The sequence below is a fragment of the Maribacter sp. MJ134 genome (assembly GCF_003970695.1).
Classification (GTDB): Bacteria; Bacteroidota; Bacteroidia; order Flavobacteriales; family Flavobacteriaceae; genus Maribacter.
Genome location: NZ_CP034570.1, coordinates 2,767,572 through 2,786,351, shown reverse-complemented (window position 1 = coordinate 2,786,351; position 18,780 = coordinate 2,767,572). Strand labels below are relative to the sequence as shown.

The 18,780-nt window shown below is 39.3% G+C and carries 17 protein-coding genes and 1 tRNA gene; 8 read left to right on the top strand and 10 right to left on the bottom strand.

The window, feature by feature from the left end; translation table 11 throughout:
* The first annotated feature begins 12 nt into the window (after window positions 1-12).
* Window positions 13-426, top strand: a complete 414-nt coding sequence (locus EJ994_RS12030; protein ID WP_126592696.1) for a DUF2141 domain-containing protein — start codon at window positions 13-15, stop codon at window positions 424-426.
* A 10-nt stretch (window positions 427-436) separates the two neighbouring features.
* On the opposite strand, the gene EJ994_RS12025 is transcribed toward EJ994_RS12030, so the two are convergent.
* Complete coding sequence (locus EJ994_RS12025; protein ID WP_126592694.1) at window positions 437-841, bottom strand: TonB-dependent receptor; 405 nt, start codon at window positions 839-841, stop codon at window positions 437-439.
* A gap of 109 nt (window positions 842-950) precedes the next feature.
* On the opposite strand from EJ994_RS12025, the gene EJ994_RS12020 reads away from it, so the two are divergent.
* On the top strand, window positions 951-1,337 hold the full coding sequence (locus EJ994_RS12020; protein WP_126592692.1) for a DUF423 domain-containing protein: 387 nt from the start codon (window positions 951-953) through the stop codon (window positions 1,335-1,337).
* Between the two features lie 144 nt (window positions 1,338-1,481).
* Here the strand turns inward: EJ994_RS12020 and EJ994_RS12015 are convergent, their stop codons facing one another.
* From EJ994_RS12015 to EJ994_RS12000, 5 genes are all read right to left on the bottom strand, one after another.
* Window positions 1,482-3,017, bottom strand: a complete 1,536-nt coding sequence (locus EJ994_RS12015; RefSeq protein WP_126592690.1) for a carboxypeptidase-like regulatory domain-containing protein — start codon at window positions 3,015-3,017, stop codon at window positions 1,482-1,484.
* Window positions 3,018-3,190: 173 nt separating this feature from the next.
* Window positions 3,191-3,340 (bottom strand): hypothetical protein, encoded by a 150-nt coding sequence (locus EJ994_RS17440; RefSeq protein WP_164721458.1) that lies wholly within the window; start codon window positions 3,338-3,340, stop codon window positions 3,191-3,193.
* A gap of 1 nt (window position 3,341) precedes the next feature.
* On the bottom strand, window positions 3,342-5,585 hold the full coding sequence (gene feoB / locus EJ994_RS12010) for a ferrous iron transport protein B (RefSeq protein ID WP_126592688.1): 2,244 nt from the start codon (window positions 5,583-5,585) through the stop codon (window positions 3,342-3,344).
* A gap of 7 nt (window positions 5,586-5,592) precedes the next feature.
* Window positions 5,593-5,826, bottom strand: a complete 234-nt coding sequence (locus EJ994_RS12005; RefSeq protein ID WP_099573954.1) for a ferrous iron transport protein A — start codon at window positions 5,824-5,826, stop codon at window positions 5,593-5,595.
* Between the two features lie 109 nt (window positions 5,827-5,935).
* The gene (locus tag EJ994_RS12000) at window positions 5,936-6,610 is read right to left on the bottom strand and encodes an SCO family protein (protein WP_126592686.1); all 675 of its coding nucleotides are present in this window, start codon (window positions 6,608-6,610) and stop codon (window positions 5,936-5,938) included.
* Between the two features lie 161 nt (window positions 6,611-6,771).
* Here EJ994_RS12000 and rseP point away from each other — a divergent pair, with 161 nt between their 5' ends.
* The gene (gene rseP, locus EJ994_RS11995; RefSeq protein WP_126592684.1) at window positions 6,772-8,124 is read left to right on the top strand and encodes an RIP metalloprotease RseP; all 1,353 of its coding nucleotides are present in this window, start codon (window positions 6,772-6,774) and stop codon (window positions 8,122-8,124) included.
* 81 nt (window positions 8,125-8,205) lie between these two features.
* A tRNA-Asn gene (locus EJ994_RS11990) sits at window positions 8,206-8,279 on the top strand.
* Window positions 8,280-8,448: 169 nt separating this feature from the next.
* Here the strand turns inward: EJ994_RS11990 and EJ994_RS11985 are convergent.
* The 4 genes from EJ994_RS11985 to EJ994_RS11970 all read right to left on the bottom strand — a co-directional run bounded on the left by EJ994_RS11985 (window position 8,449) and on the right by EJ994_RS11970 (window position 12,365).
* Window positions 8,449-9,045 (bottom strand): SIMPL domain-containing protein, encoded by a 597-nt coding sequence (locus EJ994_RS11985; RefSeq protein WP_126592682.1) that lies wholly within the window; start codon window positions 9,043-9,045, stop codon window positions 8,449-8,451.
* Window positions 9,046-9,055: 10 nt separating this feature from the next.
* Window positions 9,056-9,481: a hypothetical protein gene (locus EJ994_RS11980; RefSeq protein WP_126592680.1), complete on the bottom strand. Its 426-nt coding sequence runs from the start codon at window positions 9,479-9,481 to the stop codon at window positions 9,056-9,058.
* A 211-nt stretch (window positions 9,482-9,692) separates the two neighbouring features.
* Window positions 9,693-10,340, bottom strand: coding sequence for a response regulator (locus EJ994_RS11975; RefSeq protein WP_126592678.1), 648 nt, complete (start codon window positions 10,338-10,340; stop codon window positions 9,693-9,695).
* A gap of 3 nt (window positions 10,341-10,343) precedes the next feature.
* Window positions 10,344-12,365 (bottom strand): ATP-binding protein, encoded by a 2,022-nt coding sequence (locus EJ994_RS11970; protein WP_126592676.1) that lies wholly within the window; start codon window positions 12,363-12,365, stop codon window positions 10,344-10,346.
* A gap of 239 nt (window positions 12,366-12,604) precedes the next feature.
* Between EJ994_RS11970 and EJ994_RS11965 the strand changes: the two genes are divergently transcribed.
* From EJ994_RS11965 to EJ994_RS11950, 4 genes are all read left to right on the top strand, one after another.
* The gene (locus EJ994_RS11965; RefSeq protein ID WP_126592675.1) at window positions 12,605-13,084 is read left to right on the top strand and encodes an acetyl-CoA carboxylase biotin carboxyl carrier protein subunit; all 480 of its coding nucleotides are present in this window, start codon (window positions 12,605-12,607) and stop codon (window positions 13,082-13,084) included.
* A gap of 10 nt (window positions 13,085-13,094) precedes the next feature.
* Window positions 13,095-14,567: an acetyl-CoA carboxylase biotin carboxylase subunit gene (gene accC / locus EJ994_RS11960; RefSeq protein ID WP_126592673.1), complete on the top strand. Its 1,473-nt coding sequence runs from the start codon at window positions 13,095-13,097 to the stop codon at window positions 14,565-14,567.
* A gap of 19 nt (window positions 14,568-14,586) precedes the next feature.
* Window positions 14,587-16,128, top strand: coding sequence for an acyl-CoA carboxylase subunit beta (locus EJ994_RS11955; RefSeq protein ID WP_126592672.1), 1,542 nt, complete (start codon window positions 14,587-14,589; stop codon window positions 16,126-16,128).
* Window positions 16,129-16,341: 213 nt separating this feature from the next.
* The gene (locus EJ994_RS11950) at window positions 16,342-18,780 is read left to right on the top strand and encodes a carboxypeptidase-like regulatory domain-containing protein (protein ID WP_164721457.1); all 2,439 of its coding nucleotides are present in this window, start codon (window positions 16,342-16,344) and stop codon (window positions 18,778-18,780) included.

Below are 18,780 nucleotides of genomic sequence, written 5' to 3'. Positions count from 1 at the left end.
CTTCAAATCCCTATGAAAAAAATAATCAGTTCCTTTTTGATTTTAATGGTTTACGCCGGTTTTAGCCAACATAATCTTAGCCTTAAGATTGAGGGTGTGCCGTCTAACGCAGGTGCTATTTGTGCCGCTGTCTATAAAGACCACGAATCATTTTTAAAGTTTGATAAGGTCTATAAAATGGGTTCTAAAAAGGCAACAGAAGGGAATACGATTATCCAAATAAACGATATTCCGGAAGGTAACTATGCCGTGGCCATTTTCCATGACGAAAACGGGAATGATGTTTTAGATACCAATATGTTCGGTATTCCCAAAGAAGCCGTAGCCTTTTCAAAAGCAAAAATGAAAATGTTCGGCCCTCCTAGATTTGACGAATGTGCGTTTAAAATTGTTGCGAACACTGAAATTACAATAGTGTTGGACTAAGGAATAATTCTTAGTCGTACGTTGTGATTTTTATGACGCCATTAGCCGCTCTGGTGCCATACTCCGCTGCTGCAGCATCCGAAAGTATTTCTATGGTTTTTACATTAAAACTATCTACCAACTGATTTACAGAGTTAAAGGAACTACCAACGATATAGGAATTAAGGATATACAGCGGTTCTTCCGTAGCACTTGCCAAAATAGAATTTGCCGTTTTGTTGATTACCGGCCTTCCGTTTCTGCGAACTATGCCGGGCAACTGTATTACCCTAGTAAGTAGGGAAACGGCACCTCTATTTTTTTCGGTGAGCTCTTGTTCAAGTTCCGATTTGGAAGTATCCTTGGCTTTTGAGCTACCGCAGCTGTACAAAATTACCACAGCAATTACGGTTAAAAGTAGTGATACGTTTTTCATTATGGCGGATTATTAGCTTTCTAAATATAATCCATTTTGTTGGGTAATATGTAAATCTTTATCAGGAACTTCGTTATTCAATAATTAAAGAAACTAAACAAGGAATACTATGGTTTTACTTGCACAATGCTTGGGAGCACTTTTTGGATTATTGGCAATAGTCTTTGGAGCCTTTGGGGCACACGCTTTAAAAAAACGTTTTAGCGTGGAGCAGTTGAACAGTTTTGAGACTGGGGTCAAATATCAAATGTATCATGCCCTGGTTCTATTGATGTTAGGTTTTAACCTAAACATGGATACGTCATTGGAAAAATATATGGTGTACTGTTTTATTATCGGGATCCTTCTTTTTTCCTTTAGTATCTATGGCCTATGCATAAGTTCCTCAAAAGGGAAGAAATTGAAGTTTTTAGGTCCAATTACTCCCATCGGAGGATTATTTTTGGTAGCGGGCTGGGCGCTTTTATTGTACTCCTTTATTCGGAACTTGATTTAAAGTCTCGGCTGTTTTAGAAGGACATGTTTTCCTAGGAACTGATTTATAAGCCTAGACCATTTATTTATTATTTAAAGAAATTACTAAACCCAATGATAAAATAGGCTTTAAAGCAATGTTCTTTTCTTCTAAAATATAAGGGCTTTATTTTTCTGCCGCCACCTCGGAGGTAAATTCTTTTATCGCAGTATTAGGCTCCATAATCGTATATCCTTTCCAGAATTCTGGGTCGTAATTAGCCATGTACTGTGGCAACACCTCGTTAGACTCTTTAAAGTTTTCAAAGGTGGTATCGCTGATGTTCTCGGTATCAAAAACAACGACCTCATAACGATTTAATCCACCAAAGGCGGCATCGATTTTTAAATGAAGTTCATTTTGTTTTCTTCTTCCTTTTACGTTTTTATTTTTCTCAATGATCTGAACAGGTCTTCTAAAGCCAACCCTGTTTCCTTTTGTTATTTCATAATACTTTAAACCGTATAGTCCATCTTCGTCCTTTCCGAACAAGATGCTGCCCTTAGCGAGATATTCATTGATAGAAATGCCCAAGAGCTTAAAGTTTCGGATGGGTTCCGTATTCTCAAAATCCATCTTTACTAGGGCAAAATCATCGGAATCAATATAAAGCTTACCGCGAAATTCTTCTGACCCCTTAGGTTCAAAACGAATAACATATAATGCTTTATCACCGATATAGGTAAAGTCTTCCAGTGTAAGTTCAAAACGTCGAGGTTTAAAAAGTACATTGTAGTCGGTATCCTTAAATATGGGAAGATTGCTATACAGATTCCCTAGCGTTCTACGTTTGTAATTGGCAAAGAATTTTTTCTGATTCACCTTTTCCTTCTTTTTCTTTTCAAGTTCTTTGTTTAAAGCCGCCACATCTGTGGAATCTACTTCTGCATCAAATAGTTCATCTGCGTCTAACCGAGTGCCGAACAGGCCGGATTTCACCTTAAAATAAGAATCGGTTTTCACGTTTTTCTTAATGATCTCATTAAAACGTTCTTCTAAGTTCTCTATATCTATACGTTTACTCTTGTCATACAGTTCAGAAGCTTTAATCAAGTCTAGTTTCTGTTCATCATCGTCCTCACTACCGTATAAATCGCCTATCATTTCCGTATAATAGGTATCCCTTTTAGGAACCGAGCGTATAACACTATCCAAAAAGGGTTTGCTAAACGCAGGTATGGTAGACTCTTTTATGGTATAATCGGTTTTGATGATGGTATTTTCATACGATTCTCTCAAAAACAACCTTTTTTTGGTAAAACCCAGCCTATAGTTTTTTTCTAAGTTTTCCTCGACCAGCTTTATAATCTCTTTAGGGGTGTAATTCTTGTTGGAAACGATTACTTCCTTTAGCTCAATAGCCTTAGGACTGAGATAGATAGAACTTTCTTTGAATTCTTCAATAGGTTTGCCTAGAGACTCATAACCGATACATGATATGAACAAGGAATCCGTTGGCTGTATACCTTTGTCCAACAAAAAAGTAAATTGACCTTCCTCGTTGGTTATAACCCCTTTATTGTTCAATAAAACTGTAGCGTAAGGGATTGGTTTTTGCGTAACGCTGTCCAATATTTTGGAGCTGAGTGTCTGAGCCTGAATAGTGGGGAATGATAGAAAAACGGTCAGTATTGCAATTTTTGAGGTAAAGGTCTTTCGCATATAATAGGAATAACTTAATTACAAACTAAAGAATAGGTAGGCGTAATACCTGCCTGTTTTTGTTTTTATTAGGATGTATTTATTATTTTTTTAACGAACTAAGTTCGGTTTAAGGAAGACTTCAAAAACGTCTCATTTGTTACGATAAAATTGAAAAACTGCTCATTTAAACTTTAATGACAGCCACAATCATCTTGTCCACATGCTTTGGACTGCTGTTTTTTGGTTCCGAACAAGGATTTGGGAAGGAAGAATTTTTTAAGGATGTACCCAATGGCTATCGCTAAAGTAAGGTAGACTAGAATCTGTTGTAGGATATCCATTTTATTTTAAAAGTTGATAGGCGATTAAAGCTACAATATAAGCAAAAAGACTCATGAAAACGAGCTGACCTGCCGGCCATTTCCAAGAATTGGTTTCACGTTTAACAATGGCCAAGGTGCTCATACACTGCATGGCAAAGGCGTAAAATAATAAAATTGAAATGCCAGTCGCCAAGTTAAAAACCGGCTTTTGAGTTTTTGGGTTTACCTCCGCTGCCATTCTTTGCGTAATGGTGTCCGTGTTTTCTTCTCCACTACCAACACTATATATGGTGGCCAAAGTTCCAACAAACACTTCTCTAGCGGCAAACGAGGTTAAAACGGCAATACCTATTTTCCAATCATAACCCAAAGGTTTTACAAGGGGTTCAATAACCTTGCCTGCGTATCCCATAAAAGAATTTTCGAGCTTAAAACTTGCAATTTCTTGGCTTTTAGCAGCTTTAAAAAGTTCGGTCTTCTTCTTCTCCATAGCATCCGTAAAGTCAACTTTATCTAATTGGTAAGCGTTTTTAGAAATACTATCGTTCAGCTCTTGTTGGTAAAGTGCTAGTTTCGTTTCCACGTCCGATTGATTAAATGCGGAGAATCCGTCCCTTTCAATACGTTGTTCAACAATCTGTTCGGCGTTTTTGAAATTGTTTGAAATTCCAAAGGAGCCCAAAAACCAGAGGATAATAGAAATGGCTAGAATAATTTTACCCGCACCCAATACAAAACTCTTGGTTTTTTCCAATACGGTGTAGGCCACATTTTTGGGCAGGGGGAGCTTATAGTTTGGCATTTCTACTACGAAAAAGGACCTGCTTTTTATTTTTAGGATTTTGTTCAACACTACGGCAGAGAGTATTGCTGCCCCAAAACCTAGGAGGTAAAGCAACATTAAAATCAGGGCCTTATAGCTAAGTCCTAAAAAACTTCCTTCTGGAATAACCAGGGCTATGATAATTAGGTAAACGGGCAGCCTGGCAGAACAGGTGGTAAAAGGGGTAACTAAAATAGTGATAAGGCGTTCTTTCCAGTTTTCTATGGTCCTGGTGGCCATAACAGCTGGGATGGCGCATGCCGTGCCAGATATTAATGGTACTACACTTTTACCACTTAGTCCAAAAGGACGCATAACGCGGTCCATTAAAAAAACCACCCTACTCATATAGCCGGTCTCTTCCAATAATGATATAAAGAGAAATAGAAATGCAATTTGAGGAATAAAGATCACGATTCCCCCTATACCTGCTAGTATGCCCTCGGCAATAAGATCGGTGAATACCCCTGCCGGCAAGGTATTTTTCACCCATTCCGTTGCAGAGGCAAAAAAGGAATCTATCATATCCATGGGATATTCGCTCCACCCGTAAATAGCTTGGAAAATAATCAATAGGATTAAGAAGAAAATTAGGTAACCAAAAATCTTGTGGGTAAGTATTTTATCTAAACCGGCCCGAAACCCTTTGGCCGCATTGACATCAATTTTATAGGTCTCCTTTAAAATGCCGTTGATGTACTGGTATCTTAAAATAGTCTCTTTTTGCTGCAATCTTTTGAGCTCGGATTTTGATTTGGTATCAAAAGAAGAGGTGTCCTTTATGAGATTTTTCTCAATAGGCATAAAGTTTACATCTTGGGTGATGACCAACCACAGCTTATACAGGTCTTCGTTCGGAAAAGTATTTTTTAATCCGTCAAAGTAGTCAGGAGCAATAACGGTAGTATCTACAACTGGTCTTTTAGAAAGATTTTTAAAATCGGCGATGAATTCCTTTAATTCAGTAATACCTGTGCCTTTTCTGGTGCTGACCAAAGCAATTCTGGTATCTAGTTTCTCTTCTAGCAAAGGTATGTCTATACTAATGCCTTTACGAGACATTCTATCGGCCATGTTTATGACTAGTATCGTAGGAATTTTGAGGTCTTTTATCTGTGTGAATAGAAGGAGGTTACGTTTTAAATTTTCAACATCCGATACTACCAGGGCAACATCTGGATGGTCTTTATCATTTTTATTCAGTAATAATTCTACCGCTACACTCTCATCCAAAGAGGTGGTGTTAAGACTGTATGTTCCCGGCAAGTCTAAGATATGGGCCTTGACCCCACGGGGAAGCTTACAAATACCTTCTTTTTTCTCAACGGTGATTCCGGGGTAGTTCCCTACCTTTTGATTGAGTCCGGTAAGCTGATTAAAAACCGAAGTTTTTCCCGTATTCGGGTTTCCTATGAGCGCTACATTGATTTGTTTGGCCATAGCTATGCTACTCTTTAATGATTTCTAAGGCAATCTTAAAAGCCATGGATCGTCTGATAGCGATATGCGAACCATTAACATTAATGTATATGGGATCTTGGAGGGGTGCAACTTGTATCAACTCTACTTCATTGCCGGGCAGGCAGCCCAATTCTAGGAGTTTTATGGGCAATGCGTCCTCTGCGAACTCTTTTATGATTCCTCTCTCCCCACGCTTTAAATGCCCAACAGTTGTCTCCAATTTTTATTTAGATTCATTTTAAGTAAGGGCAAAAATAAGGGAAAAAACTGAAAGGGAATCTGTAAAAATAAAAAAAGCCCTTTAGATTAACTTACGGTTTTCTCAAAGATTACTCTAGGTACGATGCTTTCAATAGCGCCAAATCTTCTAGGAGCTCCTCAATAGCGTCTTTCTTAGTGCCATCGTAGAAACCACGTATGCGTTTTTCCTTATCTACCAGAATAAAGTTCTCTGTATGTATCATATCGAATGGACCTCCATCACCATCGGTCTTTACCGCTAGATATGATTTTCTGGCCAGTTCATAGATAACTTTTTTATCGCCCGTGACCAAATTCCATTTTGCGTCGTTCACTCCTTTTTCCAAAGCGTATTTTTTTAATTGCGCAACGGAATCTATTTGGGGGGTTACGGTATGGGACAATAGTAATATATCGGGGTCGTCCATAATTTGGGCCTGTATCTCGGCCATATTTTTTGTCATTATAGGACAAATCGTAGGGCAAGTGGTAAAAAAGAAATCGGCGATATAGATTTTATCCCGGTAATAGGCCTCCGTGATGGTTTTCCCATTTTGGTTGGTAAGCGAAAAGTCCGCGATAGTATGATACTTACGAATATGCTGTATCTCTTCTGGAACCAGTTCCGAATTAACCATTGCCGGAGAATAAACAGGCAGCAGCTTTTTAGGTTTCAGTGCATTATAGAACAAATAGATGATTACCGCTGACAATAATAGAAGTACTATTCCTAAAAATTTAAATCTGCCAAAAAAAGAGCGCATCGTTTTTTTTTACAAAGGTACGTTAGGGCTGTGAAGGTTTCAAGCCGTGCGTTGGTAATCGCTGCCAAAATATTCTTAAAATAGACCAAGGGCAGCGAGTTTCTTTTTTTAAGACCCTGTAAAAATGTACTTTTGTCCGATTTAAATTTTAGAAGACACTAATGAGTCCCATTATAATAAAGACGATACAATTTTTTTTAAGCCTGTCCCTGCTTATCGTATTGCATGAACTTGGACATTTTATCCCAGCAAAATTATTTAAGACACGCGTAGAGAAATTCTACTTGTTTTTTGATGTCAAATTTTCCTTGTTCAAAAAGAAAATAGGGGAGACCGTCTATGGTATCGGTTGGTTGCCCTTAGGCGGTTATGTGAAAATTGCCGGGATGATTGATGAGAGCATGGACACCGAAGCCATGAAAGAGGAGCCCAAGGAGTGGGAGTTTAGAAGCAAACCGGCCTGGCAACGATTGATAATTATGCTAGGTGGGGTAACGGTAAACTTTATTCTAGCGGTTATCATTTATATAGGAATGGCTTGGTCTTATGGTGAAGAATATATACCTGCGGATAGTCTAAAGGACGGACTCTTAGTTACGGAGAAAAACATAGGCGATAAATTAGGGGTACAGACGGGAGATTTAATACTTGCCATCGATGGTGAGAAAATTGAAAAATTCGGAGCACTTCCTATAGAGATTGTCAATGGCAATACAATGACCATTCAAAGGGATGGTCGCACTTTTGAACAGGAAATCCCGGTGGATTTCATTGCTACCTTGTTAGAGGATGAGGATAAGATTCGTTTCTTAAGTATGCGTACACCGTTCGTCATTAGAGAGGTGCCAGAAGATTCTCAAAACGCAAATATTGGACTACAGGAAAAGGATGCTGTCATAGGTATAAATGGAAATGTGGTACACTACCAAGATGAAATAGTGCCTATTCTCACAGAAAATAAGGGGAAGAAGGTGCAGTTGTCGGTTTTAAGAGATGGGGCAACCATACCTATGGAAGCGGAAGTTTCGGAGGAGGGAAAATTAGGGGTAATCGTAGGACTTTCTTCTATGGAAGAATATCAAGAAAAGGGGTATTTTAAAATAGAGACGGTTAAATACTCTTTTCTGGAATCTATACCTGCGGGAATTGATAAAGGCGTGAGCACTTTGTCCGGCTACGTAAAGCAAATGAAGAAAATTTTTAATCCTTCTACAGGTGCTTACAAAGGAGTTGGAGGTTTTGCCGCCATTGGAGGTCTTTTTCCGGATTCTTGGAACTGGCCTGCATTTTGGAGCGCAACGGCCTTTATATCAATTATTTTAGCCTTTATGAACATACTACCGATACCTGCGTTAGATGGGGGCCACGTGATGTTTCTTTTGTATGAAATAATATCGGGAAGAAAGCCAAGCGATAAGTTTTTGGAGTATGCGCAGATGACAGGATTCTTTCTTTTAATTGCCTTGTTATTGTTTGCGAACGGTAATGATGTCTATAAATGGCTTTTTAAATAGAAAAAGCGGTTTTTTTTGTTTGGCGAGTTTTAAAAAACGATTATATTTGCAGCCGCTTTGAGTGATTAAAGCGGGTTATTTTCCTCCTTAGCTCAGTTGGTTAGAGCATCTGACTGTTAATCAGAGGGTCCTTGGTTCGAGCCCAAGAGGGGGAGCTTGTAAGACGAAAACCTTATCAGAAATGATAGGGTTTTTTTGTTTCGCGAGGTCTGGATTTGTCAGCCTTAGCATAGTCATTTGATGCAGAATTAGAACTTTGGAAAAAACAAAACCCAGCCATCAACAAAAATGCTGACCACTGGGTTCATAACCAACCAACTATTTTTAGTTCAATTGAAAGCTAACGCTTAGTGTTAGTAATTCCTCATAGGAGTCGTAATACGAACTCCATAACTCTGGTCTAGGGGCACTTTCGCTTATGTTCATGATAGCTCCCAAGGTACCACCTGAAATTTTGCAAAGTTGCTCTGCATTGACCCTAGCATCTGCTAAAGCTTTTGTACGCAATTCGTTTCTTCTTTCAGGGCTTAGAACGGATTTAAATTGGTATTGTAGCGTAATTCCGTTCATTCTTACGCTCATTAATATCTCTGCCATCTCTTTAGAAGTGGTTTCAAACTTTAGAATGGTACCTTCTTTTTGATAACCTAGGGTTAGGAATTCCATCTTTGATTCTTCAAAAGCCTTTGGGTCAAAGCCATTTTCACGTAACGCATTAAAGTATTTTTCTTTAAACTCTTCAAGGCTTTTGCATTGTGGATCGGAATAATAAGCCTGATCCATATTAAGGGTGGTTTTTATTCTGTAATGGGTGGTTTCCCTTTTGATGACTGCGCTACCTGTAGACGTAACGGTTCTCTTTTCTTGGGCGTTGGTCATAATGCCAATGAATAAAATTAAAATAGCGATTACTTTTTTCATTTTTTTAGGTTTAGGAGATAGTGAATAAAAAAGAAGCAACAATCATCCAAGCGCCGACGGCAATGCCTAGAATACCTAGTTTTCCTTGTTTGGGGGCAATTTTACTTCTAAGTTGTGCCGCTTTTTCTTGGGCTTCTGGATTCTTTCCCATAAAAAGTTTGTTCATAAGACCGGAGCCTAACATAAAGCCAAGTGTGGCCTGTACCAAACTACCCGCGGCTAGGGTAACCCACCATATGGGAGCAGTGGTTAACCATCCCAGGTTAAGGATACTACTAATAATGCCCCATACCCCTAGAATGCAAAATACCAGACCAATCCAACCTTGATAGGGTTCTATTTTTTCCAATAATTCTTTAGCATTTGGTTTTTTGGACAGCACTAAAGAAGGTACTGCGATAATGCTTAATAATACTAACATAATTCCGTTGATCATAATAAAGGTTTTTTATAAGTTTATAAGGCAAAGATGCCTCAATTAAGGTGCCCTTCTAGCCCCGTTTTCCGTAGAAATGTACCCCCTGAAAACAGGGATGCAAGTCAGGTGTAGAATCATAAAAACCGTTTAAAGCATTAGAGGAATCGCTTTAAACGGCCTTATATTCGGAAACCACCGATAGGGAAGTTTGTTAGTGGGCTGTGAAAAATTAGGTATCTAACAAGCCAAATTTAATTGCGTGTTTAGTAAGTCCGGCCAAGTTGCGTACCCCTAGTTTTGAGATAAGATTCTTTCGGTAACTTTCTATCGTGTGTTTGCTTAAGAATAGTTCGTCTGCTATTTCTTGGGTAGTATATTCTTTCGCAATTAGGGTAAGTACTTCCTTTTCTCTCTTAGATAAGGATTCCTCTAAGCTTTGCTCGTTGGAGAACATTCCTTTTAGGTACACATCTTTAATAGATTGGGCAAAGTATTTGTCGCCGTTCAAGATGGTTTCTATAGCGGTTAACAACTCATCTTTCTCGGCATTTTTTGGAATATAACCGTCCACATTATCCTTTGTTAAGGTTTGTACTGTGGTGGCATCGTGCAGCATGCTTACAACTAAGGTCTTTATTTTAGGATGATTTTCCTTGATGTGCTTATTGAGTTCAATTCCGTTGTATTCCGGCATGTTTACGTCGGTGATGACCAGGTCTATACCATCCTTTGCGTTAATATCTACATATTTAGCTACGTTCTTTCCATTGTTCGCGGTAAGGATTACTTCATAATTTTCTTTGTGCGCAAGGATACTCATAACGCCGTCTAGGAACATTTTATGGTCGTCTGCAATAATCAGTTTATAGGTTTTCATTTGTTATGCGTTTATTGGAATTTCAATGGATACTGCGGTTCCGCGACCTATGGCACTATCTAAATGCAAGGTGCCGTTCCATTGTTGAATTTTATTTTCAATATTATAGAGTCCTATACCTTTTTTGGTTTCATTTACATTAAAACCGGAACCATCATCCTCAAATAATAACTGAAATATAGTTTTATGAAATGTCAAATGTAACTCCACTTGTTTTGCCTCGGCGTGTTTAATAGTGTTGGTAAAAAGTTCCTGTATAATTTGATATAAGGCAACCTTCAGGGGTTCCCCTAAATTGTTGATACGTTCTTTTGGATGTGCCTGAAAGGTAATCTCCATTTGAGAACTACCTTTTAGTTTTGCTACATATTCCTCGATTAAAAGGGTAAAGGCACTTTCATTGAATTTTCTGGGGGTGAGATTATGGGAGATTTCACGGACCAGCTCATAGGTTTCGTTAATTTGGGTCATGATGCCTCGTTGCAGTTCATTTTTATCATCAATGTTTGCCATTTGTAATTTAATGCCCGCAAGGTTTCCACCAATGCTATCATGCAATTGTTGGGCAATGCGCGATCGCTCTTCTTGTTGCGCATGTAAGGAGGTTCTGGCAAGTTTCAATTCTTGTTCGTTGAGAAGTCCTGCAATGCGTTGGGAATTGATTTCTTCCTGCTGTTGGTTGAGCTTGCTTTGCGTCTGTAATTTTTGATAATAGACGTAAAGTAGCGCAAAGATGGGAACCAGCAAGGCCAAGAAGCCGTATAGTACTGCTTTTTTAATGGTTTTTTGTCGTTCGATCTCGGATTGTTTCGCCTGTTGCTCTTCTTTTAGTTCATAGATTTGATTCTCTTTTTGAAGGGTTTGATATTTATACTCTAGTTCTTGGATTGCCCTTCCGTTTTGTTGTGCTATGATTTCACTGGAGAGCGCAGTATATTGGGTCATTAAGTTGTAGGCATTTTCATAATCGCCCTTTGTGGCGTAGGTTCGTCGTAGACTGTTCACTATTTTTTTCTGAAGGTCTAACCTGTTCCATTGCATGGCGTTGGCATAGGCCATGGATAAGGTCATTTCTGCAACCTGGTAGTTGCCCAAAGCTCGGGAAGCACTGCCATAGCCTAAAACAGCTTCGGTATACACATCAAAATAACTTTGTTGTAATCCTTCGTTTAAAATGGTCTCGTAAATGGGGAGCGCCTTAGTATAGTTCTTTTCTTTAATGGCCAGTTCCGCAAGTGCCAAGCGAATCTCCATACTTAATTTTGATGTCGTTTCATCGCCAAGAAGTTCTTGAGCTTTGTGGTATGCCTGTATGGCATCTACATATTTATCCTGTTCAAAAAAATTACGGCCTAAATAGAGATAGGCTTCTGCGGCAAAAATTGAATCTTCTTCATTAGATGTGGCTTCTAGGAATATGTGCTCTGCCTTATCCAACATTTTCTTTTGCAGGTATACCTTGCCAAGACCTAATCGCAACCTTTGGGTAGTACTGTCCTTTTTAATAGTTGCCATGGCGGACAAGCCGTTTATGAATGCCTCAAGAGCCTGATCGTATAAACCGTTTAAATATTTACCCTCTCCTAAAAGTTCATTGCCCTTGGCGATGTAAAGTTTGGTCATAACAAATGCTTCCGGACTTTTAGAGACCGCTAGAATGCGATGTGCATAGTGCACAACAGAATCAGCATTTCCGTATACCAAATGCTCCTTGCCTATGGTATATAATATAGGAAGTCGTTCCCTAGTTGAGTTTGCCTTGTTTAGACTGGTGTATAAAGAATCTTGAACAAGATTAGGCATGTAACCAAAAGCCTTGAAATTAACTTTTTCCTGAGCATTTAGTGGTGATAAAAAGCAGAGAAAAAGGATGCACTTTAAAAGAAACGAGCCATGACATTGATACCTCAATAAGGCGGTAGGTTCCGTTTTTGTTCCGGTATTAAGATGTCTTGATTGCTGAGGTATTCCCACGCCGAGTATTAATTTTAGGTGCACAAGTAGATTGCTGAAAATTAGATTCATCAACCTTAAAATCAAAATTAAGATATTATAAGGCACCAAAGCACCCTGTTTTCAGGGAGTTTGTTCAAATGGTCTGATACTTCCCTCTATGGATTCCTCCAAATAATCCCTAATGTAAGGTTTGATGGTACGATTTACTAGTCGTAAATTAGAGCATTATGGAAGCGTAAACCTTCTTAGTGGGTTAGCATATTAAAGACGAAAAGATACTAGCCTCGAAATGGACTTAATAAAATATAATGGAAAAATACCTCATAATGGTAGACGATGCGGAGTTTAGCCTTAGTGCTCAGGATGTTGCCGCATTGGACATACAAACGCTAACGGACAAAACTTATCATCTCTTAGACAACGGGAAGGCCTATCATGTGGAGTTGGTAGATGCTAATTTCACCGATAGAACATTGAGTTTCCTGATCAACGGAAATACGTATCGGTTAAGCATAAAGGATAATTATGCCCAGTTGGTCGATAAAATGGGATTATTATCCGGAGCTTCACAAAAGGCAAAGAACATCAAAGCACCGATGCCAGGTCTTATTATGGATGTGTTGGTGGAAGCCGGACAAGAGATTGAAGAGGGTACGCCATTATTGGTCCTTTCCGCTATGAAAATGGAGAACCAAATTCTGGCCCAAGGAGCAGGCACTATTAAATCCATCGAGGTAACCGTTGGAGATAGTGTGGATAAAGGACAACTGATCATTGAAATGGAATAAACTGAAAAAGATGCAAAAAATACTAGTTGCTAATCGAGGTGAAATTGCGTTACGAGTCATGAAGACCATTCGTAAGATGGGGATAAAAACGGTGGCTGTATATTCGGATGCCGATCGTAATGCGCCCCATGTAAAGTTTGCCGATGAGGCGGTCTTATTAGGCAAAGCTCCTTCTTCCGAATCTTATTTAGTGATGGAGAAAGTGATAGCCGCTGCAAAACAGACTGGAGCGGATGGCATACACCCGGGATACGGATTTTTAAGTGAAAATGCCGTTTTCGCAAAGCTAGTGGAAGAGAACGGAATTACGTTTATTGGTCCCAGACCACATGCTATTGAAATCATGGGAAATAAACTAGCGGCCAAGGAAGCGGTTAAATCTTATGATATTCCTATGGTGCCAGGCATAGAAGAAGCCATTACGGATAAAGACCTGGCAAAAAAAGTGGCTAAAGAAATAGGCTTTCCTATTCTCATAAAGGCCGCGGCAGGAGGTGGTGGTAAGGGGATGCGGGTAGTTCATAACCTAAAAGAACTTCCCGAGCAAATGGATCGGGCCATTAGTGAGGCCGTTTCCGCTTTTGGGGACGGGGCCGTTTTTATAGAAAAATATGTAGGTTCTCCAAGGCATATAGAAATTCAGGTTTTAGCGGATACACACGGGAATGTAGTTCATCTTTTTGAGCGGGAATGCAGTGTGCAACGCAGGCATCAGAAAGTTGTGGAGGAAGCCCCTTCTTGCGTGTTAACGCCAGAGATTCGGACCGCGATGGGAGCAGCTGCTGTCCGTGTGGCGAAAGCATGTGATTATGTAGGCGCAGGAACGGTGGAGTTTTTACTGGACGAAAACAAAAAGTTCTATTTCTTGGAAATGAATACGCGTCTGCAAGTAGAACACCCCGTAACGGAATTGATCACCGGGTTGGATTTAGTGGAGCAGCAGATAAAAATTGCAAGGGGAGAAGCACTAGTATTTAAACAATCTGATTTAACTATAAAAGGACATGCCTTAGAAGTACGGGTATACGCAGAAGACCCGCTAGAGAATTTTATGCCGAGTATCGGTACCTTATCCACCTACAAAACACCAACTGGTGACGGGATTCGCGTAGATGACGGCTTTGAAGAGGGGATGACGGTTCCCATGTATTACGACCCTATGATCTCAAAACTGATTACCTACGGAAAAACGAGGGAAGAGGCCATACAATTAATGGTGCAGGCTATTGATAGCTACCGCGTTGAAGGCGTAGCAACCACTTTGTCTTTTGGAAAATTTGTTTGTGAGCACGATGCGTTTAAATCGGGCGATTTTGATACCCATTTTGTGCAACATCATTACAGTCCGGAAGCATTGAAGGCTAAATATGATAATGAAAAGAAAATTGCTGCTATGGTTGGTTTACAACTTTATTTGGAACAGAAAGTAAAGTTGAAAGTGCATAGGGCCGCATCCCAAGATTGGAAACAGAATAGAAGCTAAGAGAAGGTAAAAGTGAAATATGAGCGACAAAATAAAAAATCTAGAAGCCAAATTAGCAGCTGCTAAAGCAGGCGGTGGAGAAGAACGCATCAAAAAACAACATGCCAAGGGTAAGTTAACGGCAAGAGAGCGTATCCATTTTTTAATGGACGAGGGTTCTTTTGAAGAAATGGGTGCCCTGGTTACCCATAGAACCACCGATTTTGGTATGGACAAACAGAAGTTTTACGGTGATGGAGTGGTCACGGGGTACGGAACAATCAACGGGCGACAGGTTTGTGTCTTTGCGCAGGATTTTACGGTATTTGGCGGGGCGCTTTCAGAAACGCACGCGGAGAAAATATGCAAGGTGATGGATATGGCCCTTAAAATCGGTGTGCCCATGATCGGACTCAATGATAGTGGTGGCGCCCGTATACAGGAAGGGGTACGTTCCTTGGGAGGCTATGCGGATATCTTTCATAAAAATGTGATGGCATCCGGAGTCATTCCTCAAATATCAGGAATTATGGGACCTTGTGCCGGTGGGGCGGTATACTCTCCGGCTATTACGGATTTCACTTTAATGGTAGAAAATTCCAGCTATATGTTCGTTACCGGGCCCAACGTGGTAAAAACGGTGACCAACGAGGAGGTTACTTCGGAAGAATTGGGAGGTGCAATAACCCATGCCACTAAGTCTGGCGTAACACATTTGACAGCGGTAAACGATATGGAATGTATTGCTCAAATAAAGACCATGCTATCCTACATGCCACAAAATTGTGAAGAATTACCGGAGTTAATCCCTATGGAATTCGGAAATGAGATTCGGGATGAGTTGGAACATATTGTGCCTGAAAATCCGAATCAGCCTTATGATATGCGACTGGTTATCAAAGGAATCATCGATGAAGATTCGTTCTTTGAAATCCACAAGGATTATGCAGAAAACATTGTAGTAGGTTTTTCAAGAATAGGTGGCAGAAGCGTAGGTGTTGTGGCCAACCAGCCCAATAGTCTGGCCGGTGTTTTGGATGTGGATGCCTCTAAAAAAGCTGCTCGTTTTACGCGTTTCTGTGACTGTTTTAATATTCCTTTATTGGTATTGGTAGATGTACCGGGTTTTTTACCCGGAACCGACCAAGAATGGAACGGCATTATAACCAACGGTGCTAAGTTGCTATATGCTTTGAGCGAGGCTACGGTACCAAAAATAACGGTAATTACTAGAAAGGCCTATGGCGGGGCTTATGATGTGATGAACTCCAAACACATTGGTGCGGATATGAACTATGCTTGGCCAGGTGCGGAAATTGCGGTAATGGGAGCAAAAGGAGCTAGTGAAATCATATTCAAGAAAGAAATTGCCAATGCAGCAGATTCCGAAGCGAAATTGGCTGAAAAGGAAAAGGAATATTCGGATAAATTTGCTAACCCTTATAGTGCTGCGGAAAGAGGATTTATAGATGAGGTGATTCTTCCTAAGAATACGCGTAGAAAATTGATTAAAGCATTTAGCTTGTTAGAAAGTAAGGTGGCGCATTTGCCAAAGAAAAAACATGGGAATATTCCGTTGTAATTAAGCTTTTTTTCAGGTGTAGAAGGAAAAAGGGCCTCCACTTTTTTTCTTGTCTCCGACGAGCGAGTTATGAGTGAAAGGAAGGCACAAGTGGATTCCGACTATTTTCGTGAGGACGAAAGAGTGACGTTTTGTAATACTAAAGGGCTATTTTTATAGTCTTCAAGAGCGAGCAAAAATGATAATGAATTAATGCCATATCAGCAGATGAATATGAACATAATTAGCAAACTATTTCTACTACTTGCCGGACTTTTCCTAAACCTCGGAATAGCACAAAAACCTACGTTCAACGAAAGATTTTTAAGCGATTATGAAATTGTCCTGCTGGGCGAACAAACCCATGGCGATGGCGCCGTTTTTGAAAGAAAGCTTGAAATGGTCAAGGAACTGCACGAAAAAGGCGGGTTTAACCTCTTGATTTTTGAAAGTGGCATGTACGATAATTTTAAGGCCGATCAGTTGTATGCTACGAACAAAGAGGATAGCAGTATTTTTAAACAAAGTGTGGGTTGGCTGTATTCTGACACCAAAGTATTCCAAGAACTTTTGGAGTATATGGATACGCATCCAGAATTGAAAATCATGGGATTTGACTCTCAGGAATCCAGCTTATTTGAAACGTATTTTCTCGATGATTTTAAAGCACTTTGTCAAAAGAATGCTATTTTCATTTCGACCGAAACCTACAGGACATTGGAAAAGACCTTGGTTGTAAAGGATGTAGAAGCTTATGTAGGTAACAAAAAGGATTCCACTGCCTTGTATTCTACCATACTATCCATACAGGATCAGCTAGACCAGATTCCGAAAAAGGATATAGAAACCAAAATACTGATACAAACCTTTAAAAGTGTGTTTTCGGATATGGATTTTATATTAAAAGACCTTCAGAAAGAAAAAATATACGTTCAGAACCCTAGGGACAAACAAATGGCAGAAAATCTGATTTTTCTTAAAAAAACGTATCCCAACGAAAAAATCATAGGTTGGGGTGCCAGCTATCATTTTGCCAACCGTTTAAGCAATTTTGAATTTACTAGCACAACGGAGAAGTATATTAAAAAGGTATTCCAAGATATAGATAGTATTGCGGAACACAACCATACAGCGCTACAGGAAGAAATAGACCAAATAAAGGAATTGAGTTTTGCCGTACCCATGGGGCAAATCCTAAAAGAAGAATACGGAGATAAACTATTTAGTTTGGCTTTTACCTCGTATGAAGGCACCTATCAAAATTTTATACATGATAACATTCTTCCAGTACCGCAACCACCTATCAATAGCCTTGAATACACACTAAAAAAGCAGGGGATTACAGAAAAACTCCATTTTTTGGAGCAGAACAAAGAGAAAACATATTCCTCCGTCCTAGGTTATATACCGGTATATGCTCATTGGAATACCATTTTTGATGGTATCTATTATATCGAAAAAATGACACCTCCCGTGTACACGGAATATGGTTCCAAACGGGAACAACTTTTGATCTCAACTAGACCCAATATGATTTCTGGAGCTGTCCTGGATGCCGAAACCTCAGAAGAAATTCCTTATGCAGATGTGTATTATTCGGATACGAACCGTAGCACGGTTACAGATGCCAAAGGTGCTTTTTCAATTTCCAGTTCCAACAATACTGATGCCTATTTGATCTTTTCTGCCATAGGCTACAAGAGCGATTCTATCCAAGTCCGTAATCTAAAAAAGAAACAAAGCATTGGTCTGAAAATTTCAAAGAATGATATTGTGTTAAATGAGGCAATAGTCACTGCAAAATCCACTCCTTTAACAGCGGAAGAAATCATTAAAAGAGCACGAAAAAATATACCAACGAATTATGTGCAAACACCTTATAACCAAAGTTTCCTGTTTAGGGTAATAGATTTTAGTACCAAGGATTCTATCACTCATGGAGAAGAAGCTTTAATATACACCTATAATAAAAAGGGAATTAATGGGTCTAATAAAGCTGAGAACGGTTTTTTTGGAGAAATTCAACATATTAGAAACAATTCTAACAAATATGATAAAGACCGATGGAATGGTATAGGTTCTCTATGGGTACTATTTAATCGTGATATTATTTTAAGTAAGGCAAATGTCCTTTATCGGACTCCTTCTTATGACGTTGCCACCGAAGGTATTGTGAATTACGAAGGTCGTAAGGTGCATAAAATAAGCTTTGTAAACAATTCCCCTGGATCCTATTCTACAGGCTTTGGGTATCCAGCCCCTGAAAAATCAAATGGCTCCATATTTATAGACACCGAAAATTACGCCGTTCTTAAATATGAACACTATATTATACGCGAACCATTTGTTTCAAAGAAAAGTAAGAATACGAATAAGTGGAGGCACCACATTGTACAATCTTATAAAAAGGTTGATGGCAACTATTTCATTAACCTTCTTCAAATGTCAAATACAAGTGATTCCTATTCTCCGGACAATATGTTTTTAAATAGATATAGTGTTCATGAAAAATTAGTATCGAACGATATAAATACCCAAAATGTCACTGTTATTAAAAGACCTTTGGTAGATTTAAAAAAGGAGTTCAAAAAACATGCTGCTGATACGTTTTGGGACAATAAACCGATGGACTTTAGCATCAGTGGTTCAACCTTTAATACTGTTATGGAATGA